This is a genomic window from Microbulbifer agarilyticus, assembly GCF_020171345.1.
Lineage (GTDB): Bacteria > Pseudomonadota > Gammaproteobacteria > Pseudomonadales > Cellvibrionaceae > Microbulbifer > Microbulbifer agarilyticus_D.
Genome location: NZ_JAIUZM010000004.1, coordinates 453,236 through 478,752 on the forward strand (window position 1 = coordinate 453,236; position 25,517 = coordinate 478,752).

Consider the following 25,517-nt stretch of genomic DNA (forward strand, 5'->3'; position numbering starts at 1 on the left):
TTAAACAGCACATTGCCGGGCTAAAGGAGATTGGCCCGGCATTTTTTTGCTGGTCATGAGTAGGCAGGTATGGGATCAGGCCGCTTGCTGTTCCGCCTGCTGTGCGAGTTCCTGATCCATTTTGCGAAACGCCATACGGGTGAAGTAACCGCCCATCAGGCACACAAAACCGATGATGCCGAGGCTCAGTAGGCCAGAAAAGCTGGTGAACAGGTCGATCAGTGCGTCCATTTTCTACTCCTATTGCATTGCTGCTCTCTCTTGATTGATTCCAGTGTATGCAGCCGCCCAAGTGAGTACTTGATTTGGATCAATCGCCCCGCAGGTTCTGGTTTTTGCTGGGTTCCCGGGCGGGCATTACGACAAACTTCTGAAACAACCCATCAACGCAGTGATTTCTCCCGCCGCGATGCCGCGCGGATTCATTATTTTCGTGTCTACTCGGTATCGTTCTGTTGCTGCCCGCGTATTGAGCTGGGGCTTGCCCTGGACATGTCTGATCCGCCAAACTGCGCTACCCTGTGGGGTAATGATACCCCGCTAATAAACCATAAATTCACGGAAGATCTGCATGATTACCTATCTGTATTGGGCCGCAGTGATCGCACTGGTGGTCTTGAGCTTGTTTGCCGGTGGGCGCCTGGGCAGCCTCAGCAAAGGCGCGATTGTCGCAGCCATCATTTTTTTGGTGGGTTGGCTCGCCTATTACTTCCATTTCGAACAGGTGTTTGTAAAACGCTTTGGTGGCGTGATGTATATCAGCGTGCCGTCTGGACAACGGCATCTCGGGGCCACCTGGAAGGATGACAACCTGTGGGTTGAGAATTACGACCCCGAATCCAATGAGTGTATTTTCACCGAGTACTCCAAGGGCAATCTGCTGGAAGGCCGCGTGGTCATCAAAAATTGCAATCCTTTGATCGAGGCAAAAGAGCGCCCGACGATCCCTGCCCGCTAGAAAATGTATTTGGAGGTGTCTGGAGAGCATTGAAAGGGGAGGACTCATCGCCCGGGGCAGGATGCGGCCGGGTATTAAATGGTTAAATTGTGGTGAATACCGCAGGCGTCGTTGAGACGGAAGCAACTTTTTTCGTTTCGCGGCGTCGCAGTAGGAGTGGTTGGCAAACGGATTTGGTCTTGCGCGATTCTCTTCCCGCTCGCGGAGCGGAATTTCTTCGATACATCTCTGTTGTTCTTTTGTCGGTACTTTTTTTGATGCCGCACCCCACTGTTGCACTTCCATTTTTTGACCGTCTTCCTAAATTCAAAGTGCGCGTACTGGAAAACGCCGAACTGCAGGAGTGGTTGAAAGACCAACTCAATGAACAGCGTAAATCCAGCAGCGTACTCAAGTCTTACGACGATCCTCAGGATGTGGCGCGCTATGAGCGCGGCACTCTGGAAAAGTTGCTGCGCTCCCGCGGTTATTACGATGGTCGGGTTCGACAGACGGTAGACAATGACGAGATTCTGTATCGGGTGGTGCCGGGGCAGGTTTTTCGAATCAAGTCGCTGCAAATCGATATGCCCCCTAGGCTCAAACCCGGTTTCCCCGGTGTTGGGCTGCAGGTCGGTGATCCATTGGAGGCAGTGAAGGTCACCGAGGGCGTCAAGAAAATAGAAACCTACCTGGCCGAAAATGCGTGTCTGCTCGAACTGGATGTGGACTACAAGGCCACGGTTATCCATAGCGAACATGCCGCACGGTTAGAGTACCGGGTTGCGCCCAGCCCAGAAGTCCGTATAGGACAGCTGTATGTGGAAGGCGTCACCAGTATTAATGAGCCCTACCTGCGCAAGCGCCTGCAGTTATCGACGGGCGATTGCTTTAATCGCGCAAAACTCGATGCCGCCAAACTGCGCATGTTGCGCACCAACCTGATCGCAGGGGTGAATACCGAGGTCTCAGAGCCCTATGACGGTACGGTTGATATCACCTTCCTGCTGACCGAGCGCAAACACCGCACCGTACGTCTCGGCGTGGGGTATACCTCCGACGAGGGCGCAGGTGTTTCTGCCGGATGGGAGCACCGCAATATCCTCGGCCGTGGGGAAAAGATCGAGGTAGAAACCCGCGTCAACGAGGTCAAGCAGTCGATCAAGACCGAAATCCTGGTGCCGCGTTTCTTCCGCGACGACCAGAACTTCTCGGCCAAGGCCGAAGCGTCCAATGAAGAGCGCGACTCCTACGACGCCGAGTCCGTCACCATCGGCGGCACCATCTCTCGCCGGCATACCAAGCACCGCACCTTCAGTATCGGTAGCGAACTGAAATTCAGTGAGGTGCAGGAGGAGGGCGAGGAAAGTGAAAACTACAATCTGCTGTCGTTCCCTCTCGGCCTGAAGATCGATACCACCGATAACCTGCTGGATGCCCGCCGCGGTGCCACCGTCGCGTTTGAGGTGAAGCCCTATTTTGACCTGCGTAATAGCGGTACCCGCTTCGTCAAAAATACGCTGGTAGCCACTGGCTATCTCACCGGTGACGACGTGCGCTTTGACCCGACGCTCGCACTGCGCATCAAGGCCGGTGTCATCAATGGGATCGACAACCTCGAGATTCCTGCTGACGAACGTTTTTACGCGGGCGGCGGCGGCTCGGTGCGGGGCTACAGCTACCAGGCACTTGGCCCGCGCCGGCTGATCCCATCGACGGTTGCGGGAGAGCCACCGACACTTTCTGACCCCATCGGTGGTCGGGCGCTTAGTGAAGTTTCGCTCGAGGGACGGTTTCGCTTTACCGAGTCCTGGGGTGGGGTGCTGTTTGTGGATGGCGGTAATGCCTATGAGGATCCTCAGCCAAGTTTTGACGACCTCTACTGGGGTGTCGGGCTGGGGGTGCGTTACATGACCTCGTTTGCGCCATTAAGGTTTGATATTGCCTTCCCATTGGATCGTCGTGACGGTCTTGATGACAGCAGTTACCAGATCTATGTCAGCCTCGGGCAGGCGTTCTGAACCATGGTGGAATCAAGCCCCGCCAAATCAATGCGCAGGCAGCGATTGCGGCCCTGGCGCAACCGGCCCCGCCTGACTCTGCTGACGGTCTTGCTGCTACTACCACTGTGCTTTGCACTGATCTTTCTCGGCTCGGAAAAAGGTCGGGAAACCTTAACCCACGCTGGTCTTGCGGCTGCCCGCCATTACTTGCCCGATCTGGAAATTCATGAAGAGGGGGTGCGCAGCCCGCAGTGGGGCAAATGGTATTTTGAATTACTGCGGGTGCGCTACAAGGAGCGCACCCTACTCGAGGGGCAGAAGCTTACGCTGTATGTCGACCTGTGGTCGCTGTTGCGTAAGCAGGTGCATATTCCCGAAGTAACGGCTGAGAAACTGCTGTTTGATAACACGGTATTGCAGGCGTACCTACAGCAGCACGCAGGGGAAGGTGATGACGTACCGTCAACACAAAGCGGCGAAATTTCCATTCCTGCGATCTGGCTGGAGAAGCTGGCGATCAATCGCCTGACGATTATTGACGAAGCGGTTGAGGGATTACCCACCGTACGAGTGGATGGACGGGCAAGTTATCAGTGGCCCGGAGAGCCGTCGGCGCTGTCGTTGGAGGTTGCCGAGCATCAGGGGCATCAGCTGCACCTGCGTCTCGACGGGCAGATGATATCGGAGCAACAGTACCGGTTAACGCTGTCTGCCAGTGAGTTATCCGGCGGCTTCCTTGGGCGCTCCTTGCATCTCCCAGACGGGGAAGCTCTGGATGCGAAAGGTCGTGTGATATTACAGGTGCGCGACGAAAGCAATGCGCAAGTCACAGTAGAGCAGTTTTCCTTGCCGCTGGTGAATCACCGCTTTGGCCTGCAGGGAACCGCGGAGCTGGCCCTGTCACCCTGGTCGGTCGCCACTCGCGATCTCACTTTGCGGGTGGACGATACCTACCACACCGTGCGCGGTGAGGTCGATGCTGAATCTGTTGATTTAAAGGTCCGGTTAAATCGCTTACCCGTCGCCATTTCGCAGCCGTTTCAGAGTTTTCTCGAAGGGGGCTGGTTGTCGGCCAAGCTCGATATTCAGGGGCCGCTGAAGTTGCCGAATGCCAATGGCACGCTGGAACTGCGCTCTACCTTTCAATCCCAGCCGCTCCGCTTCAATGGTGAAGTGGAAACCATTGAGGACGACATTCATATCCGCAGTGCTCAACTATCACTCGCGGATGCCAAAGCTGCCGTTGCGGGTGTAGTGGACGTTGAAGGGAAGTCCATTGATGTAGAGGCGTCCCTCGAACAGCTGTCGATTGACGAAGTCCGCGAGATACTCGGGGGAATCGAACAGGCGCAAAATGTGGCGATTCCAGACGGCATCGCCGGCACTGTCGAGCAATTGCGTGTTACCGCCAAAGGCCCTTGGGACAACCCGAATCTCGCTGCGGAAGTCACAAGTGCGCTGCAGTATCGAAGCTTTGAGGTGGACGCGCAGGCGCACGCCAGCGGCAATCTGGAAAATTTTGCCGTGCAGGATTTGTTGCTGGAAGGAGAGGGGCTCCGCGTAAGTGGCAGTGGCGAAGTGGCCGTGGAGAGTAAGACATTGCAGTTCCAGCTGGATGTCGCTGCGCGCGGGCTGCAACCCGCGGAACAGTTTAATGTACCCGTTGATCCCGGCACCCGGGTAGACCTGGATGCGGTGGTATCGGTAACCGGCCCCTGGGCCAACCCCAAAATGTCTGCCCGCATCACGTCCGATGGCGAGTACCGAGACTACCGCTACCGGCTCAGAGGCGGCGCCGCCGGCAATCTGGATGCGATTACCTTCGACCGTTTACGTCTCGATTTATTCAGCAGCAGCGCCGGATTACCGCGGCGGTCCAATCAGCAGTCCCTGCGCGCGGGTGAGGTGATCGATCCCGACGAAGAGTATCCGCTGCGTCAATCTGCCGAGCGGGTAGTGGGTACCCGGGCGCTGGCCCGGGATGCAGAGCGCGCCCGTGCAGAAGGCAGTGCCTGGCTGGAATTGAACGGCGTGCTGGAGCCGAAAGCACAGCAGGTCAATGGCAGCGTTGCCGGGCGCAACATCCCCATTGGCCTGGCGAAACTGGTGGGGGTGCCGTTGCCGCTTTCCCTGAGTGGTGAATTGAGTCTGGACGGCAACTTTACCGGCCCATTTACGTCGCTGGAAGCCAGTGTCAACGTGCTGGGGATGGGCGAGTTTCAGGGGGAGCCCTGGCAGGCGCAGGGGGATGTGAGCTATGGGCAAGCGGCCATCACCTTGTCCGAGGTGAAATTACTCTGGGCCGATCGCAACCAGCTCAATATCGATGGTGCCATGAGTGCCTCCGGGCTCGATCTGCAGGTGAATGCGCAGGCGGTGCTGGCGGATTTCAATACCTGGCTAAAAGCGGATATCAGCGATACCGGTGAGCTGTCCCTGCGCGCTACCGCATCCGGTACCCCACGCAACCCGGATCTTTCCGGGGAGCTGCGGATTACCGGGCAGGCGCCGGCTTTACAGGACGATGCGCTGGTGCAAGTACCGGTGATTCTGTCGCTGACCTGGGAAACCGTTGCGAAAGACCTGAAGATGCAATTGGGTGCTAGCCACGGAAGTCGCCAAGCCGCCAACGCCCGGGCCTCGCTCGCTATTGCTCCGATTCTTACGCAACTATTTAGTGACAAGACCGCGGCGGAGCGCCCGCCGCTGCCCATTGATTTCGAGGCGGGTGGTAGTGCCGATCTGGCGGCGTTGAGTGTGCTGTATGACCCGGAGATTCATACCTTGCGGGGCAACCTGAATTTTGATCTGTCGGCCAGGGGCACCAGTCGCAAGCCCAACCTGCGCGGCAATATCAACCTGCGTGACGGTTACTACGAACATCGTCCCAGTAACACACGCCTGCGGCGTGTTGCGTTTATTGCGGAGCTGACCCCAGGGGCCTGGCGGATCGTTGAGGCCAGTGCCCGCGACCGGGATCGCGGACGTGTGGACTTGACGGGGGCGGCCCGCTTTAACGCCCCGGAGCCGGCGACGCTGGATTTCACTTTGTCTGCCCGCAGGGCCCGTTTGCTCAATATGCCGGGTGCCAAAGGGGCGATCAATGGCGATCTGCGTCTTTCGGGCAGCACCGAAGATGCCTTGCTGGCGGGCACCATCAACTTGCGGCCATTGACCGTGCAGGTGGAGCACTTCATCGGTAGCAGTGTGCCAGAAATTGATGTGATTGAGGTGGAAGTCGATGGCGGGGAAGATGCATCCACAGGGTCGCGTCTGCTGGAAAATATTGGCTTGCAGATTGAGGTCGTGCTGGACCAGCAATCGGTCGTCAGGGGCCTGGGGCTGGATTCGCAGCTCAAAGGGGAGGTAGACATCAGCGGTACCGCGGCGAGTCCGGAAGCGGCGGGTACCATCACCATCGTGCGCGGCAAGTTCGATTTGCTGGGTAAGAAGTTTGATTTGCAGGAAGGCGAGGTGCAGTTCGAAAATAATGTGGCGGCGATTTATGTAAAAGGCGTACACACCTATACCGAAGGTGAGATCACTGCAGAAATATCCGGCACCACGGATGACCCAAAAATCGAATTCAGCTCGAACCCGGCGGCCGCCCAGGATGAAATTTTTGCCCAACTGTTGTTTGGCAAGTCGTTGACCGATATCTCCCCGCTGCAAGCGGTGCGGCTGGTCAGCGTGGTGCGCGCATTGCAGACCGGTGGCACCGGTTTTGATCCACTGGCAAGCACTCGCGATCTGGTGGGGCTGGATACACTGGATTTCGACTCGGAGGCAACCGATGAAGGGGATCAGTACTCTCTCAGTCTTGGTAAATATATAACCAGCCGCATCTATCTCGAGTTGCAGCGCAGTACGGATCCACTCAACCCCTGGCAGGCAGAAATGCAAATTGAGTTGCGCAAGAATTTGCGCCTCGACATCAAATCCTCCGACGGTAGCGAAAATGGTGCCGGAAGTGTGGAGCTACAGTGGAAGAAGGACTACTGACCAGCTATATAAACTGCACTCTAAGAAAGCGATGCGAGAAAGATAATGGAATATTCGATCGTGGTTCTGGCCGCCGGTTACTCTCATCGATTTGGCACCGACAAGCGTATGGCAAGCATTCATGGGGAGCCCATGATATTGCGCACCTTGCAGACGGCGCTGGATGCCGCCGACAAGTTTGGCCGCGCAGCGGTCCACGTCGTATTGCGCGCACGGGATTCTGTCCTGGCCAATGGCCTGAAAAAACTTCCTGTCCAAGTCATTCATGCACCGGTGTGGCCGGTAAGCATAGGTACCAGTCTGGCGCACGTCGTTGAACAGTTACAGCGTTCTGGCGCCAATCCCAAGGCGGTACTGGTGTGTCTGGGGGATATGCCGTTTGTGGAACCGGAAACGCTCATCACTTTGATGCAGGCTGCGGAGGAAGACCGTATCTGCGTGCCGGTGTGCGCGGGCACCCGCGGTTACCCCATTGCCATCGGTCGTAAGTACCTCTCGGCGCTGTCCCGTTTGCGCAATACCCGTATGGAAAAGGTACTGCATATATTTGCCGATGCTGTGGTGGATGTGGAGGTCGCAGACCCCGCGATCAACTGTGATATTAACCGCCCAGACGATTTCCACGCAGCAATGCGGCCGGATCTGTTCGGAAAAATTTTTGCATCTCCCGATACAGTGCCGGATGCGCCGATTCCATCGCCGTCGGAATAATAAAAAACGCCTCCGTCGCGACCGCAAAGAACTCTGCTGGTGACTGGGCACCGTAGGTGTCCAGTACCGAGGGTTTCTCTCCCAACGCCGCCGCGGTATCACTCGCCGCCAGCTCAGCACCCGCATGTAGTGTTTGTATCCGCTGGCGCAGCTCGGTAAATGCTTCGCGCATCACCGGCGCCCAAGTCTTGCCATCGGCGCTGTTCTCAAAGGGTGGGCGTCCGTCCACATAGCCATCCTCTTCATCCAGCTTGTGGGCGAACTCATGAATCGCCACATTGTGCCCGCTCTGCGGGCTGTGCATTCCATCGACCAAGTCTCCCCAGGACAATACTACCGGGCCCCGGTAGTGGGCTTCGCCGGCGCGCGCGCTCAGGTGGGACGACTGCACATGTCCATCGTGGCGGGTTTCTCTGGCGACATAGGCATCCGGATACACCAGTACGGTTTTCAGGTCGGGATAGCAGTTGTTTGGGCGCTCCAGCAACAGCAGGCAGGCATGAGCGGCGATGGTAACGCGGATATTTTCAGTAATGAGCTGCCCATTGCAGCCAACAAATTCCTTATCCCGCAGGAACAGGCTGATATTCTCCTTCAGTTCCTGCTGCCTGGCTGCAGGTAAATAGGGAAACAGGGCCAGACGTTCCGCCAAAATACGTTCCTGTCTGGCGCTTAGGGGGCGCGAGCGCAGGTAGTTGCGACGCCAGTGCTGCCACAAAAACGGCACTACCCACGCCAGCACGGCGATGAGAATTACAACAAGAAAAGCATCCACACGAAGTTCCTGCCTGTTACCTGAGTTACCGGGTCGATTGTTGACCTGAGGTGAAATTCTGCGACCATGTTGTCCGCCTCTCGCTTGCTGAGAAGGATAAAAACAGGGTGCTTAGGGAATTTATTGGGGCATGGATACAAGGATTCAAACTACAGACGTCGGTAGGGCCGCGAAACTGGCTTCGACCAGGGAGCACTGTGCCCCCAGCGAGGGTGCACAACTCGACCGCTATATGATCGTGCCGCACGGATACGGCGAGGGCGCTTCGGGGCAGATCTGGGTGGCTGACTTTAATGGCCCGGAGCCTGCGCCAGACGTGCAAAGCGGGGCTGCACCCACTGCAGCACCGTGTTACTGGCTGCGGGTCGAGCCCGCCGACGGTGCCGCTGCGACCCTTGCGCGGGAATCAATACGGCGGGATGTCCCGATTGTATTTGATCGCTCTGCCCCGGGCATTGCGTTTACCCTGGTAAATCTCGTCTTGCTCCCGGGTGTGCACTACCGCCTGTCGTTGTGGGGGCTACATGAACCCTCTCTTGCGCTCGCCCATGCGGAGTGTCGCGGGCGCCCGCGTACACTCAGAGACGGCTTCAATGTCTGGTACGGAACCTGTTTTTATCGCGACGTGGACGGCGGTGCCTTGAGTCAAGCGATGGAAGCGTTACCTGCGGCGTATCGCCCCCAGGTATCCTTTCTCGGCGGTGACCAGGTTTATCTGGATACGGCATTTTCCAACACCGGCTGGGGTGCCAGCATCATTCGCGGCTTCAGTAGCCGCAACTTCTCCCCGCTGGGTTTCCGCTCCCGCACCAAGATTCGTCGCAAGCTGAACGCGGTATTTACCGCCGAATACCTGCGCAACTGGCGGCGTGGTTTGCGCACCAAGCTGCAGCAGGGTTTTCACTATTTCCTCGCCGGCGATCACGAATTCTGGAACGACTTCCCAAACCCACCCGGTTTCCTGCCCACGCTCTGGTCGCGCAAGGTGCGCGATACCTGGCAGAGCTGTGCGCGGGAGCTATTCGACGCTTACCAACTGCCATCGGGGGCGTTTTCCCGCCAGTTCAACGTGGCCGATGCTCTGAAGTTCTTCGTGCTGGATACACGCCTGCAGCGCGCCCGCGGGCAGGATGCCAACTTTACCGATGCGCAGACCTTTGCTGCGGCCACCACCTGGCTTAGAGAGCTGGATCGCCCCGGGGTGCTGGTGTTGCCGGCGCCGCTGCTGGCGCGCTGGCAGTTCCGCGATGGGGGCCTGCTCAAGTCGCTGCGGGTAAAACTGGGGTTGGGGGATCATTCCCTGGCGGATACCGGGCAGTATCAGGATCTGGTGCGGGCCATACGCGATTGTCCGCAGGACCTGTTGATCCTCGCGGGGGATGTGCATTTCAGTCGGCTCGCCCGTTTTGATCTGGGGGGCAAGCAGGTGGTAGAAGTGGTGTCTTCGCCACTGGCCTGCCTTCCCAGCGCTGCCGCTGGCGCAGATCAGACTCTTGCGGTTTTCCCCGATCGTCCGACCGATCATATTCGTGCTGAGGTGGAATACCTGCGGGCAGGTAGCGCCACTGATGGAAACGGCAAGCGTGCCGCAAACAGCTGCAACAACAATTTTGTTACCCTGCGTTTCGAGCCCGGTACTGTCGACGGCGATGTGCGCGTGCAGATTTTGTGCTGGAACATCACCGGCTGCGACGCACAGCAGGCGCCTTCAGTGGATTGGGAAATGCAGGATTTGGTGTTGCGCAAACGATCGGCTGCAAAGTCGGAGACTGTTCCACCGATCGCTCCCAAAGATCCTGTAACACAGACCGAAGAAATAAGTGAGCCCTGTTAGTAAAATGGGCGTATAAGGTGAGCGCCGCTAGCAGAGCGTGGCGAGTACGGAAAATAAGAAAATGAATGTGCAGAAATCCTTTGTAATGCTGTTGGGGCCCTTGTTCGCCGGAGCCTTCTATTTTGCGTTGTCTGCGGCGGGTATGGCGTATCTGCCTGCGGTAACCGCGGCCATTACCCTGTTGACCGTCATCTGGTGGGTGACGGAAGCCATGCCGATTCCGGCCACATCGCTGGTGCCATTTGTACTGCTGCCCCTGTTTGGTGTGTTGGACCACAAAGGGGTGGCCGCTTCGCTGGGCAGTCATGTGATCCTGTTGCTGATGGGGGCGTTTATCCTTTCCAAAGCGCTGGAGAAAAGTGGTGCTCACGAACGGCTCGCACTTTATATGTTGCGTGTGGTGGGTCTTACCAGTGGGCGGCGTCTGGTACTGGGTTTTATGCTCGCGGCGGGTCTGTTGAGCATGTGGATCTCCAATACCGCGACCACCTTGATGATGCTGCCCATTGCGCTCGCGATTGCCTCCCGCACCGACAATCACCGGCTCACGGTCGCCCTGATTCTGGGCATTGCCTACGCGGCGAGTCTCGGCGGTGTGGGCAGCCCGTTGGGCACACCGCCCAACGTGATCTTTATGGGAATTTACGAGGAAGTGACCGGTCGTGAATTCAGTTTTGCCCGCTGGATGAAGATCGGATTGCCGGTGGTATTAATCACCCTGCCGCTGATGGCGTTGTGGCTCACCCGCGGGATTCATCTGCAAAAGTCCCTCGAGGCACCCAGTGTTGGCCCGTGGCGTCCGGAAGAGGCGCGCACCCTGGCGGTATTCGGGGTGGCCATCTTGTTTTGGGTAACCCGCAATGAGCCGTTTGGTGGTTGGAGCGATTTACTGGGTGTTCCTGATGCTGGCGATAGCACCGTTGCGCTGGCGGCGGTGGTGTTGATGTTCCTGATCCCAAACGGCAAGGGCGGACGACTGCTGGATTGGCAGACTGCCGAGAGTATTCCCTGGGGCATGCTGCTGTTGTTTGCTGGGGGTATCGCCATCGCCAAAGGTTTCTCGGCCTCGGGCTTGAGCGACATGATGGGGCAGGGGCTGAACTTCCTGACCGCCATGCCGCTGTGGTTGATGATGATTCTGCTCTGCCTGTCGGTCACCTTCCTCACCGAGATTACCAGCAATACGGCGACCGCCACGCTGTTGATGCCGATCCTCGCAGTGGTTGCCACCAGTGCCGGGTTTGATCCCATGGTGCTGATGATTCCCGCAGCCATGTGTGCCAGCTGCGCCTTTATGCTGCCAGTGGCGACGGCACCCAATGCCATTGCTTACGGCACGGGCAAATTGCGCATCCAGGAGATGGTTCGGGAGGGGGCGGTACTCAGTGTGCTGGCTTCGCTGATCATCGCCGGCGTCTGCTGGGTAATGTTGGTTTAGATTTGCAACAAAATAATTGATGGCTCCTGAGGTGTAGGTGGTTGAAAAAACCTTAAATCTTTAGTTTTGCCGGAGAAAAGTTTGCGGGGTACTGCTGAGTACCAATTCCTTGATTCGCCCGCGGGAATTCGGTTTCCTAGATGGTCTGGTTACGTGCTCGCTTAATTGCGTGCTTAATAATTCATTCACCAGCCGAAGGAATCTCAAACGTGAAAAAAATAACCATCTTGGCGGCCGCCGGCGTATTGGCAGCTTGCTCGGGAGAGTCCCAGGACGTCGCTAAAGAGGCTGAAACGACCCAGCCCGTTGCCGCAGTGGCATTGGCCTACCCGGAAACCCGCATGGGCGAAGTGGTGGACAGCTATTTTGATACCGAGGTGGCGGACCCTTACCGATGGTTAGAAGACGACCGCAGTGCCGAGACCGAGGCCTGGGTGAAAGAACAGAACGCGGTAACCTTTGGCTATCTGGATCAGATTCCTTACCGGGATACCCTAAAGCAGCGCCTTGAAGCCCTGTGGAACTACGAAAAAGTGGGCTCGCCGTTCAAGGAAGGCGATTACACCTATTTCTATCGCAACGATGGTTTGCAGAACCAGTATGTAGTGTGGCGCAACAAGGGCGACGGCGAAGCGGAAATTTTTCTCGACCCGAATACCTTCAGTGAGGACGGCACCACCTCCCTGGCGACCCTGAAATTTTCCAAAGATGGCAGCATCGCCGCGTACTCCGTATCCGAGGGTGGCAGTGACTGGCGCAAAATCTTCATCATCGATGCCGAGACCAAGGAAATCCTTGAGCAGCCGCTGGTCGACGTGAAGTTCTCCGGTATTTCCTGGAAAGGGAATGAAGGTTTTTACTACTCCAGCTACGACAAGCCCGATGGCAGTGAACTTTCGGCAAAAACCGATCAGCACAAACTGTACTACCACAAGCTGGGCCAGCCACAGTCAGAAGACACGCTGGTATTCGGCGGCACCAAGGAAGAAAAGCGTCGCTACGTCTCCGGTGTAGTGACCGAAGATGATCGCTTCCTGGTAATTTCCGGTGCGACCTCCACCTCCGGCAACGACCTGTTTATCCGCGATCTCACCAAAGCGGATGCGCCACTGGTATCGGTGCTTACCGATTTCGACTCCGACACCTATGTGATCGACAATCAGGGCAGCAAGCTGTTCCTGGTGACCAACCGCGAAGCGCCGAACAAGAAAGTAGTCACCGTGGACGCCGCCAACCCGGCACCTGCGAATTGGCAGGACTTTATCGGTGAAACCGAAAATGTACTGACGGCGTCTACCGGCGGTGGCTATTTCTTCGCCGAGTACATGGTCGATGCGCTGTCCAAAATTTACCAGTACAACTACGACGGTGAAAAAGTACGTGAAATTGCCCTGCCGGGGCCGGGTAGCGCCTCCTCCCTGGGCGGCAAGCGTGAAGACACCACCCTGTACTACTCCTTCACCAATTACAAAACGCCTTCCACGATTTTCGCGTTTGATGTAGCCGAGGGTGAATCTTCTGTATACCGGGAATCCGGTGCCCAGTTCGATCCGTCTACGTATGAGTCTCAGCAGGTGTTCTACACCTCCAAAGACGGCACCCGCGTGCCCATGCTGATTACCCACAAGAAAGGCCTGGAGCTGAACGGTAAAAACCCGACCATCCTGTACGGCTATGGCGGCTTCAACGTCAGCCTGACGCCATCGTTCAGCATTACCAATGCGGTGTGGATGGAGCTTGGCGGTGTCTACGCAGTGCCCAACCTGCGCGGTGGTGGTGAGTACGGCAAGCGCTGGCACGACGCTGGTACCAAGCTGCAGAAGCAGAATGTATTCGATGACTTTATCGCCGCCGGTGAATTCCTGATCGATCAGGGTTATACCTCCAGCGATTACCTGGCGATTCGCGGTGGCTCCAACGGCGGCCTGCTGGTGGGTGCGGTAATGACTCAGCGCCCCGAGCTGGTTCAGGTTGCGCTGCCTGCCGTCGGCGTGATGGATATGTTGCGTTACCACACCTTTACCGCCGGTGCCGGTTGGGCCTATGACTACGGCACCGCGGAAGAGAGTGAAGAAATGTTCCAGTACCTGAAGGGCTACTCACCCGTGCACAACGTGCAGCAAGGCACCGAGTATCCGGCGACGCTGGTAACCACTGCCGACCACGATGACCGTGTTGTGCCGGCGCACTCCTTTAAGTTCGCCGCTGAGCTGCAGAGCAAGCAGGCAGGCGCTGCGCCGACCCTGATCCGTATCGAAACCAACGCTGGCCATGGCGCCGGTACCCCGGTTTCGAAGATCATCGAGCAGTACGCGGACATCTTCGGCTTTACCCTGTTCAATATGGGTATCTCCGAGCTGCCGGAGAGCTGATCGTCTGGCTACCTGTCATCGTTTCGGCATCTACGACAGGTAGCATTTGGCAAGTAGCCTAATGAGCCGGGCAGAGTGGTGTGACCGAATGGTCTCTAGCTAGCCACTCTGGCCCGGGTTATTATCTGGAACCATCAGATTTATGCCGAGAATTATCGCTGTGCTTAAGGCAAACCACGGATCTTCTCCCCTTCATATCGAGCTCGATACCCGTCCGGCGGTACTGCCGCTGTACTTCCGCGCTCTGACTGCGCGCAAGAAACGTACTACCCCGGCACACAATACCCCCGTTTTGGCCAGTGTCAGCCTGCGCGAGCAGCGGGTGGATCGCGAGCGCGTGCGCGCCTACTGCGATGTATGTGGCTTTGCCGCGGGGACTGATCTGCCGGCCACTTACCCGTTTGTGCTGGCCATGCCCCTGCACCTAAAGCTGCTGGTCTCCGATGCCTTTACCTTCCCGGTCCTCGGTATGGTGCACTTGCGCAACCAGATTACCCAGCACCGGCCTATCCAGGTTGAGGAGTCCATGGATATTCACTGTGATTTGCTGGCTCCGGTGCCGGTAAAGCGCGGTTACGAGTTTGCCCTGATGACCCGGGTGAAGGTGGGTGATGAGCTGGTATGGGAGTGCGAGAGCGCCATGCTGGTACGCGGTAAGCACGCCGACAAGGACGCCCCGAAGCATGCGGACCTGGCGCCATTCCCCCAGAATATGCCCGATATGGCGGGGGCTTCGAGTATCCCCTGGTCCATTTCGGAGGCCGCCGGGCGCAGTTATGCCAAAGTCTCGGGCGATTGGAACCCCATTCACCTGTTTGCCTCGTCGGCGCGCCTGTTCGGGTTCTCCAGCGCGATCGTGCACGGCATGTGGACCAAAGCCGCGTGTCTGGCGGCCCTGGAATCAAAGGCGGGTGAGCAGGGTTTGCCGGCTGCCTTCCGTATGAGTGTGGAATTCAAGCGCCCGGTGTTACTGCCTGCCTCGGCGCAATTCCTCTACACTCGAGGCGACGGCGGTACCGGTTTCCGGGTCCAGGATCAGAGCGGCAAGACCCTGTACCTCAATGGCCAGTTGCAACCTCTGTAGCCGCTATTACCCCGGGGAAATCTACCTGAGCCCCAATTTGCACTCCGCTTGTTCAGTGCGTTCGAAAAAGGATATCTGGTGAAAGACAGCGCAGCACAGCAACTATCTCTGGCCAAAAACCTGGCTGCCGACCTGGGCACGGAATTGACCCGCCTGGAGTGGAAGGTGACCACTGCGGAATCCTGTACCGGCGGCGCCATTGCCGCGGCAATTACGTCTGTGGCGGGCTCCTCGGGATGGTTTGATGGTGCGTTGGTGTCTTACGCCGATCGTATCAAGCGCGGCTTTCTTGGCGTTGATCAGGGCGCGCTGGACACCGATGGCGCGGTGAGTGAAACGGTTGTACGGCAGATGGCGGTGGGGGTGCTGAATCGCCTCGATGCCAACATCTCCGTCGCGGTCAGCGGTATTGCCGGGCCCGATGGGGGCAGTGAAGAAAAGCCCGTTGGTACCGTATGGATCGCCTGGGCCCATGGCGAGGGGCAGGAGCCCCTGGAAGTAAAGGCCCTGTGCATGCAGTTTGCCGGCAGTCGCGCAGAAGTCCAGGCGCAGACCGTGGTAACGGCACTGGAGGGCCTGCTGGCGATCACGAAAAGCCATACCGACTGACCAGAGTTGGCACCGCTGTTTCATTGTTTTTGCACAAAATTTAGCCGCTTCGAAACGAATACCGATCATTCCCGATTACTGGTTGCTTATACAGTAATTTTTCTCTAAGCTCCTTCCCCAATAGCAGTATTAATTGCAGTATTTCTCACCAATTTTCAGGTACACATGGGAAGGGTCATGGATTCCAATAAAGACAAGGCTTTACAGGCGGCGCTGTCTCAGATCGAGCGTCAGTTCGGCAAAGGCACCGTTATGCGCATGGGAGACAAGGAGCGCGAGCGTATCCCTGCAATCTCCACCGGTTCTCTGGGACTGGACGTAGCCTTGGGCATTGGCGGCCTGCCACGTGGACGTATTGTCGAGATCTACGGCCCGGAATCTTCCGGTAAAACCACCCTGACCCTGCAGGTGATCGCGGAAGCGCAGCGCAATGGCGGTACCTGTGCATTCGTCGATGCGGAACACGCGCTGGACCCGATTTACGCGGAAAAGCTCGGCGTAAACGTAGACGAGTTGATCGTATCCCAGCCGGACACCGGTGAGCAGGCGCTGGAAGTGGCCGACATGCTGGTGCGCTCCGGCGCAGTAGACGTATTGATTGTCGACTCCGTAGCGGCACTGACGCCGCGTGCGGAAATCGAAGGCGAAATGGGTGATTCTCACGTTGGCCTGCAGGCGCGTCTGATGTCCCAGGCCCTGCGTAAACTCACCGGTAACATCAAAAACACCAACACCCTGTGTGTATTTATCAACCAGATTCGTATGAAGATCGGTGTGATGTTCGGCTCCCCGGAAACCACCACCGGTGGTAATGCACTCAAGTTCTACTCCTCTGTGCGTCTGGATATCCGTCGTATCGGCTCCGTGAAAGAAGGCGACGAGGTGGTGGGTAACGAGACCCGCGTTAAGGTCGTAAAGAACAAGGTGGCGCCGCCTTTCAAGCAGACCGAGTTCCAGATCATGTACGGCCAGGGTATTAACCTGATTGGTGAAATTATCGACTACGGCGTGAAGCTGGGACTGGTGGATAAAGCCGGTGCCTGGTACAGCTACAAGGGCGATAAGATTGGCCAGGGTAAAGCCAATGCGGTTAAGTTCCTCAAGGAAAACGTGGATATCCGCAATGAAATCGAATCCCAGTTGCGCGAGCAGTTGCTGGGTGTTGAGGTTGCCGAATCTCCAGAAGAGGCAGATACCGCGGAAGGCTGATCTTGAGCTTTTCCGGTAAGCGTGGTGTCAGAGGCGGTGGCGAAAGTAGCCGCCTGCTGACGACCGCGATCTCTTCAACTAACGCTTCTACCGCAAGCGACTGCCCAAAGAGTGTCGCAACCAGTTCGCCCTCCGCGACTGACTCCCCCTCCCGATCCAATCCTCCGGATACTTTTCAGGCGCTATTCAATCACGCGCTGGATTTGCTCTCACGTCGTGAACATTCGTGTGAGGAGCTGCGGCAAAAGCTGACACCCAGGCACCCCGAGGCTGACTTTGACGGGGTTTTGTTGCGTCTGCAGGAACTTAACTACCAGTCCGACCAGCGCTTTGCCGAGGTGTTTTGTCGCTCGCGTGTCTATCGTGGGCAGGGGCCGATGCGTATTCGCCAGGAATTGCAGTTGCGCGGAATTCGCGGGGCGCAGGCGCAGGAGGCCATGGATAGGGTCCAGGAAGACGTCGACTGGTTTGAGCTGGCACACGAGCAATTGGTGCGCAAGTTTCGTACGCCAATTGATGTCTCGCTTCCCCGCGAGCAGAAGTTAAAAGAGCGGGCGCGCCGCCAGCGGTACCTGTCGTATCGTGGTTTTTTTGGCGATGCGATTCAGTACGCGATTGAAGCGTTGAATAGCCAGGCGCACGCAGCGCAGGATTGATCAGAACGTATATACTGGCATTGAATCAGCCGTAGTCCACTCGAAGTGCCATCCGTGGGGCTGTTGTTTTAATAAGAATGACACGCACGTTCGAGCATTCTCCATGATTCTCTCTATTGACCAGGGTACCACCGGTACCACAGCCTTCGTCTTCGACCGCGACGGCAACCTGCGCGGACGCAGTTACTCGGAGTTTTCCCAGTACTACCCGCAACCGGGCTGGGTGGAGCACGATGCCAGTGAAATCTGGCAGGTCACGCTCAAGGTGTGTGCCGCCGCCATCAAGCGAGCGGGAATCGAACCTGCGGACCTTTCTGCGCTGGGTATTACCAACCAGCGCGAAACAACGGTCCTGTGGGATCGCGCCACCGGCGAGCCGGTGCATCGGGCGATCGTGTGGCAGTGCCGCCGCTCTGCGAGTATTTGCCGGGAGTTGCGCAATGCCGGCGCCGAGTCGATGGTGCGGGCCAAAACCGGGTTGCTGCTGGACGCTTATTTCTCCGCCAGCAAGCTGCGCTGGATCTTTCGCGAATCACCGGAGCTCCATCACCGGGCAGAGGCTGGAGAGCTCTGCTTCGGCACCATTGATAGCTGGCTTATCTGGTGCTTTACCGGTGGGCGCCAGCATCTCACCGACCACACCAACGCCTGCCGCACCTTGCTCTACGATCTCGATCGCCGCCAGTGGGACACGGAGCTGCTGCGGATGTTTGATTGTCCGGCCGCGATCCTGCCGGAGATCCGGCCTTCCGCGGGCAGCTTTGGTACCACGGATCCGTCCGCATTTCTTGGCGCGTCGGTACCTATCGCAGGAGTGGCCGGTGACCAGCAGTCGGCGCTCTACGGGCAGGGCTGTTTCGAACCCGGCACCATGAAGAACACCTACGGTACCGGTTGTTTTCTACTCGCCAGCGCCGGTCGGGACCGACCGCTGGTGCCGGAGGGCATGCTGACCACCATCGGCTGCGATGCCAAGGGGATGCCCCAATTTGTGATTGAGGGCGCCGTGTTCAATGCCGGTGCGGCGGTGCAATGGCTGCGGGATGACCTCGGCATCATCCACCAGGCGGCGGAATCTGAAAAAATGGCGCAGGAAATCCCCAATACGCGAGGGGTCTATATGGTCCCGGCCTTCAGTGGCCTGGGGGCTCCCTACTGGGATGCCGATGCACGCGGTGCCATATTTGGCCTGTCACGGGGCGCCGGGCGGGCCGAGATTGTCCGCGCGACACTCGAGTCCATCGCCTATCAGAGTCACGAACTGGCTGAACTGATGGCGCGTACCCTTGGGGTTGAGCTCGAATGTTTGCGGGTCGACGGCGGTGCGAGCGCCAACAACTTCCTGATGCAATTCCAGGCGGATATTTCGGACCTGCGGATTGAGCGCCCGCGCCAGATCGAGTCCACCGCGGTTGGGGCGGCGCTACTCGCCGGAATTGGGGCGGGAATCTGGCAAAGCGAGGCGCTGCCGGCGTCACTGCAGGATATCGAGCAAGATTTCCTGCCGCAGATGTCTACCCAGACACGCCAGGACCTCCTCGCCGGGTGGCGCAACGCCGTCTCCGCCTGCCGCCACTTCTAGGCATCTCGCCACTGCCTCTTCCCCCGCCAGTAGACGGTGCGGGGGATTTCTCCCCTCAGTCGTGAAAACACCGAAAAAGCGTTGTACCATACGCGGTCATTTTTGGCCCTCCAAGGCCCCGGAGAGTCCCGTGAGTCGGGTTCTGGGGCGCCATCTGAGTGTTATTCCGAGATAGAAATGGACAAGAAATTACTGAGTTTGTTGGTTTGCCCCGTCAGCAAGGCCCCTCTTGAATACCACGAAGAAACCCAGGAGCTGGTGTGCAAGGCGAGTGGCCTGGCGTACCCGATTCGCGACGGCATTCCGGTAATGCTGGAGTCTGAAGCCCGTCCCCTTACCACGGATGAAAAGCTGGCCAAGTAACACCAACTGGTGACCACCTGGGTGGTGTTGGCGGCGTTTGCGCCGGGTTTCGGTTGCCAAGGAAGAGCAGGGCGGGACGAGCATGGAAGAAGTCAGTGTATTCAGCCGGATTATTGCCGGAGAACTGCCGGCGCGGCGGCTGTATGAAGATGAGCACTGTATCGTCATCGAGGACCGGGCACCGCAGGCGCCAACGCATCTGCTGATCATCCCACGTAAACCGCTGGTGAGCGTGGCAGACGCACGCGAGGAAGATGTTCCACTGCTCGGTCATCTTATGTGGGTAGCATCGCAAATGGCCGAGCGCCTGCAGTTGGAAGATGGGTTTCGGCTGGTGGTCAACAATGGCCGCGGCGCCGGCCAGACGGTGTTCCACTTACACATACATTTACTCGCGCAGCGTGAGCTGCCCGAGGCAGGGCTCGCTGAAGACCTGCAAGACTGATTGAATAGTTGGTTCCGGAGCGATCCGGGGCTGACAAGAATTTACTGATGATTTGGAAGCAGCCTGTAATGAAGAGTGCACAGATACGCGAAGCATTTCTAAACTATTTCGCTGAGCAGGGGCACACGCGTGTACCCTCCAGCTCACTGGTGCCGGGTAACGACCCGACTCTGCTGTTCACGAATGCGGGCATGGTGCAGTTCAAAGATACCTTCCTGGGGCAGGAGTCTCGCCCGTACGTTCGCGCCGCCAGCTCCCAGCGCTGTGTGCGCGCCGGTGGTAAGCACAACGACCTGGAAAATGTGGGCTACACCGCGCGTCACCACACCTTCTTTGAAATGCTGGGTAACTTCAGCTTCGGTGATTACTTCAAGCGCGAAGCGATCAAGTTTGCCTGGGAATTCCTGACCAAGGAATTGAAGCTTCCGGAAGAGCGCCTGTGGGTGACCGTGCATATCAGCGATGATGAAGCCGCGGATATCTGGCTGAAAGAGATGGGTGTAAGTGCCGAGCGCTTCTCTCGCCTCGATGAAGACAACTTCTGGCAAATGGGTGATACCGGCCCGTGCGGTCCCAGCTCCGAGATCTTCTACGATCACGGCGCAGATGTGCCCGGTGGCCCCCCCGGATCCGAAAATGACGACCTAGACCGTTACATTGAAATCTGGAATCTGGTTTTCATGCAGTTCGAGCGCTCCGCAGACGGCGAACTGCATCCGCTGCCCAAGCCTTCCGTGGATACCGGTATGGGCCTCGAGCGTATCGCAGCAGTAATGCAGGGCGTGCATTCCAACTATGAGATTGACCTCTTCCAGGCACTGTTGAATGCCGCGGGCAAAGTCGTTGGCTGCTCCGACACCGAAGAGAAGTCCCTGCGTGTAATCGCGGACCACATTCGCTCCTGCTCTTTCCTTATTGCCGACGGTGTAATGCCGTCCAACGAAGGTCGTGGCTTCGTACTTCGCCGTATTATTCGCCGTGCGGTGCGCCATGGGCACAAGCTGGGCCACAAAGACATTTTCTTCTATAAGCTGGTCGCCGCGCTGGTCGCGGAAATGGGCGATGCCTACCCTGAGCTGAAAGAAAAGCAGTCGGTCATTGAAAACGCCCTGCGCAAGGAAGAAGAGCAGTTCGCCAAGACCCTGGATAAGGGCCTGGCGCTGCTCGACGAAGCACTGGCTTCCCTCGAAGGTACGGAAATTCCCGGTGAGCTGGTGTTCACCCTGCACGACACTTACGGCTTCCCCACCGACCTGACCCAAGACATTGCCCGAGAACGTGGTCTGACTCTGGACATGGCGGGCTATGAAAAAGCCATGAATGCCCAGCGTGAGCGTGCCCGCGCAGCGGGTAAGTTCAAGCAGGATTACACCGACACCGTCGAGCTGGGCGGGGTCACCGAGTTCCTCGGTTACGACCGTGTCACCGAGCAGGGCAACGTGGTTGCCATTATCAAAGATGGCGAGCTTGTCGATCGCATTGAAGAAGGCGAGTCTGCAGCCATCGTGCTTGACCGCACCCCGTTTTATGCGGAATCCGGTGGTCAGGTAGGTGACAGTGGTTACCTGCAGTCCGAGTCGGGCCGCTTCGAAGTGGCCGACTGTGTTAAGCACGGTGCCAACCACCTGCACCAGGGCAAGTTGCTCTCCGGCAGTCTGGCTGTCGATGAAGCGGTAACGGCAGAAGTTGCCGGCGATGTGCGCCAGTCCACCGCGCTGAACCATTCCGCCACGCACCTGCTGCATGCTGCATTGCGCAAAGTGCTGGGTGAGCACGTAACTCAGAAAGGCTCCCTGGTGGATTCCGAGCGTCTGCGTTTCGACTTTTCTCATCCGGAAGCAGTGACTAGTAAACAGCTGCGTGCGATTGAAGCGCTGGTAAATAGCCAGATCCGTGCAAACACCGCGGTGGAAACGGAAGAGACCGATATCGAAACAGCGAAAGCCAAAGGTGCAATGGCATTGTTTGGCGAAAAGTACGGTGACTCCGTGCGCGTATTGACCATGGGTGAACGCACCGATGGTGGCGCTTTCTCGGTGGAATTGTGTGGTGGTACCCACGTCGAGCGCACCGGTGATATCGGCCTCCTGCGCATCGTCGCCGAAAGCGGAATCGCCTCCGGTCAGCGTCGTATTGAAGCAGTCACCGGCGCCCACGCACTGGCACTGTTTGATCTAGCCCAGCAGCGTCTTGATCACGCGGCTGCGCTGCTTAAAGCGCGTCCGGAAAATCTCGCTGAGAAAGTTGAGCAATTGATCGCCAGTAATCGCAAGCTGGAAAAAGATCTGGCCAGCATGAAGACCCGTCTCGCCAGTGGTGCAGGCGGTGACCTGACCAGCCAGGCGGTAGAAGTTGCGGGCGTTCAATTACTGGCAGCCTCTATTGACGGCGCCGATGCAAAGTCTCTGCGGGATCTGGCTGACCAGCTGAAAAACAAGCTGGGTAGCGGTGTGCTGCTACTCGCTGCGCCGGGTGAAGAGAAGGTTGCCCTGGTAGCCGTAGTGACTAAGGATCTTACGGGCCGATTGGCGGCCGGCGATTTGATGCGTTTTGCCGCGGGCGAGTTGGGCGGTAAGGGCGGCGGCCGCCCGGACATGGCCCAGGGCGGCGGCACCGATGTGGCCGCGCTGCCCGCGCTGATCGAAGCGATCCCGGAGTGGGTGAAAAACAATATCAAATGAAACTAACAGCCGATTATTCCGGAGTTCGCAGGCTTACCGATTTTTTTCTGGGGCAGTTTGTGTGTTTTCAGTTGATTTGCCCGCGGTTTGGTGATTAAGTGCGCGGCACCCGCGGATTTGGTACCGCGTAGCAAGGTAGTAAGGAACACTAGAACGATGAGTTTGTTCGTACAGAAATACGGTGGCACTTCAGTAGGCTCCATCGAGCGTATTGAGGCGGTTGCCGACAAGGTGGCCGGGTTCAAAGCCCAGGGTCACGATATGGTTGTTGTTCTTTCCGCGATGAGTGGTGAGACCAACCGCCTGATCGGCCTGGCGAGCCAGATTCAGGAAAATCCTGACCCCCGGGAAATGGATGTACTGGTATCCACCGGCGAGCAGGTGACCATTGCCCTGTTGAGCATGGCACTGAAGAAGCGCGGTTACGATGCGTGCTCCTACACTGGTGGTCAGGTAAAAATTCTTACGGACAATGCTCACACCAAAGCGCGAATTCAAAGTATCGACGTGGAGCGCATGCGCCGGGACCTCGATTCCGGCAAGGTCGTGGTAGTTGCCGGTTTCCAGGGTGTGGATGACGAAGGCAACATCACTACCCTGGGGCGTGGTGGTTCCGATACTACCGGTGTCGCCTTGGCCGCAGCCCTGGACGCGACCGAGTGCCAGATCTATACCGACGTTGACGGTGTTTACACCACCGATCCGCGGGTTGTAGACAGTGCTCGCCGGCTGGACCGCATTACCTTTGAAGAAATGCTGGAAATGGCGAGCCTCGGCTCCAAGGTTTTACAAATTCGTGCGGTTGAGTTCGCCGGTAAATACAAAGTACCGCTGCGCGTCCTCTCTACGTTTGATGAGGGTAACGGCACACTGATTAGTCTGGATGAGGAAGACAACGATATGGAACAGCCTGTAGTCTCCGGCATTGCGTTCAACCGTGACGAGGCAAAACTGACAATCCGCGGTGTGCCTGATACCCCCGGCGTTGCTTGTCGCATCCTGGGCCCAGTTGGTGCGGCCAATATCGAAGTTGACGTGATCGTTCAGAACATTAGTGCCATTGATGGTACTACTGACTTCACTTTTACCGTTCACCGCAATGATTTGGGTAAGGCTCAAGGTGTGCTGGAACGTGTCGCGGATGAACTGGGCGCGCGCGAAGTCGTCGCGGATGACAAGATTGCCAAGGTATCCATTGTAGGTGTCGGCATGCGCTCCCATGCCAATGTGGCATCGCGCATGTTCGAAGCGTTGGGGCAGGACAATATCAACATTCAGATGATCACCACCTCCGAAATCAAGATCTCGGTCATTATTGATGAGCGCTATCTCGAGCTGGCGGTGCGTGCTCTACACAGCGCTTTTGAGCTATCTGAGTCCAAGATTACCGAATAACTATAACCAAATTGAAGGATCTTCCGGGCAACTATAACAATTCGGTTGCTTGGCGTGTGGTACGACCTATTGAGATTTTCCGCGTCTGGACGATACTGAATAAAGTGACGGACAAGATTCTCGGTTTGCGGCCTTCTCGGGTTATTATGATCCAAGGTGCGGACCAGGGATAACCGGTCGTACCAAATCACAGGATGATCAAGGAGATGTAGGTAATGTTAATTTTAACCCGCCGTATCGGTGAAACACTGATGGTTGGTGACAATGTGACGGTTACCGTATTGGGTGTGAAAGGCAACCAGGTACGTATCGGAGTCAACGCGCCAAAGGAAGTAGCGGTACACCGCGAAGAGATTTACCAGCGGATCCAGCGTGAAAAGCAATCCTCCAGTGAGGGGAGTGCCGACTGAAAGCTGGTGTATTCAGCGCAGTTTGCTGATGAAAAAAGGGTCGCCAAGCGGCCTTTTTTTGTGCCTGTATGATTTGTGAGCGCTTGTGAAGAAATCGCAAAAAGTTATTGATTCCCCATTGATTTTTGCCTCGCCGTTGGTATGATGCCGCTCACTTTCAGGAGCAAGACCAACTGTCCAAAAGCACAGTTGTGGAATGCTTAAGTTCAGAAGCGTTTGATCGCTCTGAACGAAAAACTGATTGGTGAGGTGGCCGAGTGGCTGAAGGCGCGCCCCTGCTAAGGGCGTATGGGTTAACACTCATCGAGGGTTCGAATCCCTCCCTCACCGCCATATTTAAAACACTCTCAATTGAGGGTGTTTTTTTATGTGTGAAGGTTGTGTTTTTGGCCTTCACACAAGCGACACTGGAGTGGTGTCGAGGCGGCAAAAAAGTTTTCTAAAAACTGCTTGCCAGCCAGTGACCTGCTCCGTATAGTTCGCGCCCTCGCTGCCAAGGCGGTAACGCAGGCGGCGGTGAGAAGGTGAGTTAACCTTTTGATTTTCAACGAGTTTTTCTCGCAAAATGAATTTCAAAAAGCGCTTGCCAAGGTCGAAAGGGTCGCTATAATGCGCGCCACTTCAACGGAATCACAACGGTTTAACCGGTGTTTTTGTTGAGGCTTCGACGGGGCTTCAGGCAGCCCCCCAGCACTGAAAATCAGGTCATTTATTTGCCGGATTTCAGCGCTGAAAAAAGCTCTAAAAAAGAGCTTGCCAAACGAGATTGGCGCCATATAATGCGCGTCCTTCTCGGGGTCACCGAGAGGTTGATCGAAGCACCGGAAAGCGTTGATTTATAACGGTTTCGGGGCTTCAAAAAAGTCTGCGAAAAGCCTTGCTTCAGCAGATTGGATGTGTAGAATACGCGTCCCACAGTGATGGCCAAGCGCTGCACTGAGTTGTTTAAAAATTCGATCAAGCAATATGTGTGGGTGCTTGCGGAGCGACGGATCGATACAGATGTCCCAA

The 25,517-nt window shown here is 57.1% G+C and carries 20 protein-coding genes and 1 tRNA gene; 18 read left to right on the forward strand and 3 right to left on the reverse strand.

Annotation, left to right across the window (positions count from 1 at the left end; all coding sequences use genetic code 11):
* Window positions 1-75 precede the first annotated feature (75 nt).
* Window positions 76-231: a DUF3149 domain-containing protein gene (locus tag LCM31_RS14785; protein WP_222232923.1), complete on the reverse strand. Its 156-nt coding sequence runs from the start codon at window positions 229-231 to the stop codon at window positions 76-78.
* A 340-nt stretch (window positions 232-571) separates the two neighbouring features.
* Between LCM31_RS14785 and LCM31_RS14790 the strand changes: the two genes are divergently transcribed.
* The 4 genes from LCM31_RS14790 to LCM31_RS14805 all read left to right on the forward strand — a co-directional run bounded on the left by LCM31_RS14790 (window position 572) and on the right by LCM31_RS14805 (window position 7,653).
* Window positions 572-958, forward strand: a complete 387-nt coding sequence (locus LCM31_RS14790; protein ID WP_222232922.1) for a hypothetical protein — start codon at window positions 572-574, stop codon at window positions 956-958.
* Between the two features lie 257 nt (window positions 959-1,215).
* The gene (locus LCM31_RS14795) at window positions 1,216-2,958 is read left to right on the forward strand and encodes an autotransporter assembly complex protein TamA (protein WP_224871331.1); all 1,743 of its coding nucleotides are present in this window, start codon (window positions 1,216-1,218) and stop codon (window positions 2,956-2,958) included.
* Window positions 2,959-2,961: 3 nt separating this feature from the next.
* Window positions 2,962-6,942, forward strand: a complete 3,981-nt coding sequence (locus LCM31_RS14800; RefSeq protein ID WP_224871333.1) for a translocation/assembly module TamB domain-containing protein — start codon at window positions 2,962-2,964, stop codon at window positions 6,940-6,942.
* 45 nt (window positions 6,943-6,987) lie between these two features.
* Window positions 6,988-7,653 carry a nucleotidyltransferase family protein gene (locus LCM31_RS14805; protein ID WP_224871334.1) on the forward strand — a complete coding sequence of 222 codons (666 nt, stop codon included), beginning with the start codon at window positions 6,988-6,990 and terminating at the stop codon, window positions 7,651-7,653.
* On the opposite strand, the gene LCM31_RS14810 is transcribed toward LCM31_RS14805, so the two are convergent.
* Window positions 7,544-8,428, reverse strand: a complete 885-nt coding sequence (locus LCM31_RS14810; protein WP_224871336.1) for a M90 family metallopeptidase — start codon at window positions 8,426-8,428, stop codon at window positions 7,544-7,546. The two genes, LCM31_RS14805 and LCM31_RS14810, sit on opposite strands and share 110 nt — an antisense overlap.
* 130 nt (window positions 8,429-8,558) lie before the next feature.
* Here LCM31_RS14810 and LCM31_RS14815 point away from each other — a divergent pair, with 130 nt between their 5' ends.
* From LCM31_RS14815 to LCM31_RS14880, 14 genes are all read left to right on the forward strand, one after another.
* Window positions 8,559-10,262 (forward strand): metallophosphoesterase family protein, encoded by a 1,704-nt coding sequence (locus LCM31_RS14815; RefSeq protein ID WP_224871338.1) that lies wholly within the window; start codon window positions 8,559-8,561, stop codon window positions 10,260-10,262.
* Between the two features lie 61 nt (window positions 10,263-10,323).
* A complete protein-coding gene (locus LCM31_RS14820; RefSeq protein WP_224871340.1) occupies window positions 10,324-11,700 on the forward strand; it encodes an SLC13 family permease in 1,377 nt (458 codons plus the stop codon).
* A gap of 209 nt (window positions 11,701-11,909) precedes the next feature.
* Window positions 11,910-14,072, forward strand: coding sequence for a prolyl oligopeptidase family serine peptidase (locus LCM31_RS14825; RefSeq protein WP_224871342.1), 2,163 nt, complete (start codon window positions 11,910-11,912; stop codon window positions 14,070-14,072).
* Window positions 14,073-14,214: 142 nt separating this feature from the next.
* On the forward strand, window positions 14,215-15,156 hold the full coding sequence (locus LCM31_RS14830) for a MaoC/PaaZ C-terminal domain-containing protein (RefSeq protein ID WP_224871344.1): 942 nt from the start codon (window positions 14,215-14,217) through the stop codon (window positions 15,154-15,156).
* A 78-nt stretch (window positions 15,157-15,234) separates the two neighbouring features.
* The gene (locus tag LCM31_RS14835; RefSeq protein WP_224871345.1) at window positions 15,235-15,765 is read left to right on the forward strand and encodes a CinA family protein; all 531 of its coding nucleotides are present in this window, start codon (window positions 15,235-15,237) and stop codon (window positions 15,763-15,765) included.
* A gap of 177 nt (window positions 15,766-15,942) precedes the next feature.
* Window positions 15,943-16,974, forward strand: a complete 1,032-nt coding sequence (gene recA / locus LCM31_RS14840) for a recombinase RecA (protein ID WP_224871347.1) — start codon at window positions 15,943-15,945, stop codon at window positions 16,972-16,974.
* A 2-nt stretch (window positions 16,975-16,976) separates the two neighbouring features.
* On the forward strand, window positions 16,977-17,630 hold the full coding sequence (locus tag LCM31_RS14845) for a regulatory protein RecX (RefSeq protein ID WP_224871349.1): 654 nt from the start codon (window positions 16,977-16,979) through the stop codon (window positions 17,628-17,630).
* 103 nt (window positions 17,631-17,733) lie between these two features.
* On the forward strand, window positions 17,734-19,212 hold the full coding sequence (gene glpK / locus LCM31_RS14850) for a glycerol kinase GlpK (RefSeq protein ID WP_224871351.1): 1,479 nt from the start codon (window positions 17,734-17,736) through the stop codon (window positions 19,210-19,212).
* Between the two features lie 177 nt (window positions 19,213-19,389).
* On the forward strand, window positions 19,390-19,575 hold the full coding sequence (locus tag LCM31_RS14855) for a Trm112 family protein (protein WP_010131836.1): 186 nt from the start codon (window positions 19,390-19,392) through the stop codon (window positions 19,573-19,575).
* A gap of 82 nt (window positions 19,576-19,657) precedes the next feature.
* Window positions 19,658-20,020 carry a histidine triad nucleotide-binding protein gene (locus LCM31_RS14860; RefSeq protein WP_224871353.1) on the forward strand — a complete coding sequence of 121 codons (363 nt, stop codon included), beginning with the start codon at window positions 19,658-19,660 and terminating at the stop codon, window positions 20,018-20,020.
* Between the two features lie 68 nt (window positions 20,021-20,088).
* The gene (gene alaS / locus LCM31_RS14865; protein WP_224871355.1) at window positions 20,089-22,701 is read left to right on the forward strand and encodes an alanine--tRNA ligase; all 2,613 of its coding nucleotides are present in this window, start codon (window positions 20,089-20,091) and stop codon (window positions 22,699-22,701) included.
* A 156-nt stretch (window positions 22,702-22,857) separates the two neighbouring features.
* Window positions 22,858-24,096, forward strand: coding sequence for an aspartate kinase (locus LCM31_RS14870; RefSeq protein WP_224871357.1), 1,239 nt, complete (start codon window positions 22,858-22,860; stop codon window positions 24,094-24,096).
* A 215-nt stretch (window positions 24,097-24,311) separates the two neighbouring features.
* Window positions 24,312-24,506, forward strand: coding sequence for a carbon storage regulator CsrA (gene csrA / locus LCM31_RS14875; RefSeq protein ID WP_010131831.1), 195 nt, complete (start codon window positions 24,312-24,314; stop codon window positions 24,504-24,506).
* Window positions 24,507-24,749: 243 nt separating this feature from the next.
* Window positions 24,750-24,839 (forward strand) — tRNA-Ser (locus tag LCM31_RS14880).
* Between the two features lie 376 nt (window positions 24,840-25,215).
* Here LCM31_RS14880 and LCM31_RS14885 read toward each other — a convergent pair.
* Window positions 25,216-25,517: hypothetical protein (locus LCM31_RS14885; RefSeq protein ID WP_224871359.1), on the reverse strand; the 302-nt coding region annotated here is incomplete at its 5' end.

Coding starts and splice junctions, on each gene's coding strand:
- LCM31_RS14790 (WP_222232922.1), top strand. CDS start 572: ATGATTACCTATCTGTATTGGGCCGCAGTGATCGCACTGGTGGTCTTG.
- LCM31_RS14860 (WP_224871353.1), top strand. CDS start 19,658: ATGGAAGAAGTCAGTGTATTCAGCCGGATTATTGCCGGAGAACTGCCG.
- LCM31_RS14800 (WP_224871333.1), top strand. CDS start 2,962: ATGGTGGAATCAAGCCCCGCCAAATCAATGCGCAGGCAGCGATTGCGG.
- LCM31_RS14820 (WP_224871340.1), top strand. CDS start 10,324: ATGAATGTGCAGAAATCCTTTGTAATGCTGTTGGGGCCCTTGTTCGCC.
- LCM31_RS14795 (WP_224871331.1), top strand. CDS start 1,216: ATGCCGCACCCCACTGTTGCACTTCCATTTTTTGACCGTCTTCCTAAA.
- LCM31_RS14870 (WP_224871357.1), top strand. CDS start 22,858: ATGAGTTTGTTCGTACAGAAATACGGTGGCACTTCAGTAGGCTCCATC.
- LCM31_RS14855 (WP_010131836.1), top strand. CDS start 19,390: ATGGACAAGAAATTACTGAGTTTGTTGGTTTGCCCCGTCAGCAAGGCC.
- LCM31_RS14805 (WP_224871334.1), top strand. CDS start 6,988: ATGGAATATTCGATCGTGGTTCTGGCCGCCGGTTACTCTCATCGATTT.
- recA (WP_224871347.1), top strand. CDS start 15,943: ATGGATTCCAATAAAGACAAGGCTTTACAGGCGGCGCTGTCTCAGATC.
- glpK (WP_224871351.1), top strand. CDS start 17,734: ATGATTCTCTCTATTGACCAGGGTACCACCGGTACCACAGCCTTCGTC.
- LCM31_RS14785 (WP_222232923.1), bottom strand. CDS start 231: ATGGACGCACTGATCGACCTGTTCACCAGCTTTTCTGGCCTACTGAGC.
- LCM31_RS14830 (WP_224871344.1), top strand. CDS start 14,215: ATGCCGAGAATTATCGCTGTGCTTAAGGCAAACCACGGATCTTCTCCC.
- csrA (WP_010131831.1), top strand. CDS start 24,312: ATGTTAATTTTAACCCGCCGTATCGGTGAAACACTGATGGTTGGTGAC.
- alaS (WP_224871355.1), top strand. CDS start 20,089: ATGAAGAGTGCACAGATACGCGAAGCATTTCTAAACTATTTCGCTGAG.
- LCM31_RS14815 (WP_224871338.1), top strand. CDS start 8,559: ATGGATACAAGGATTCAAACTACAGACGTCGGTAGGGCCGCGAAACTG.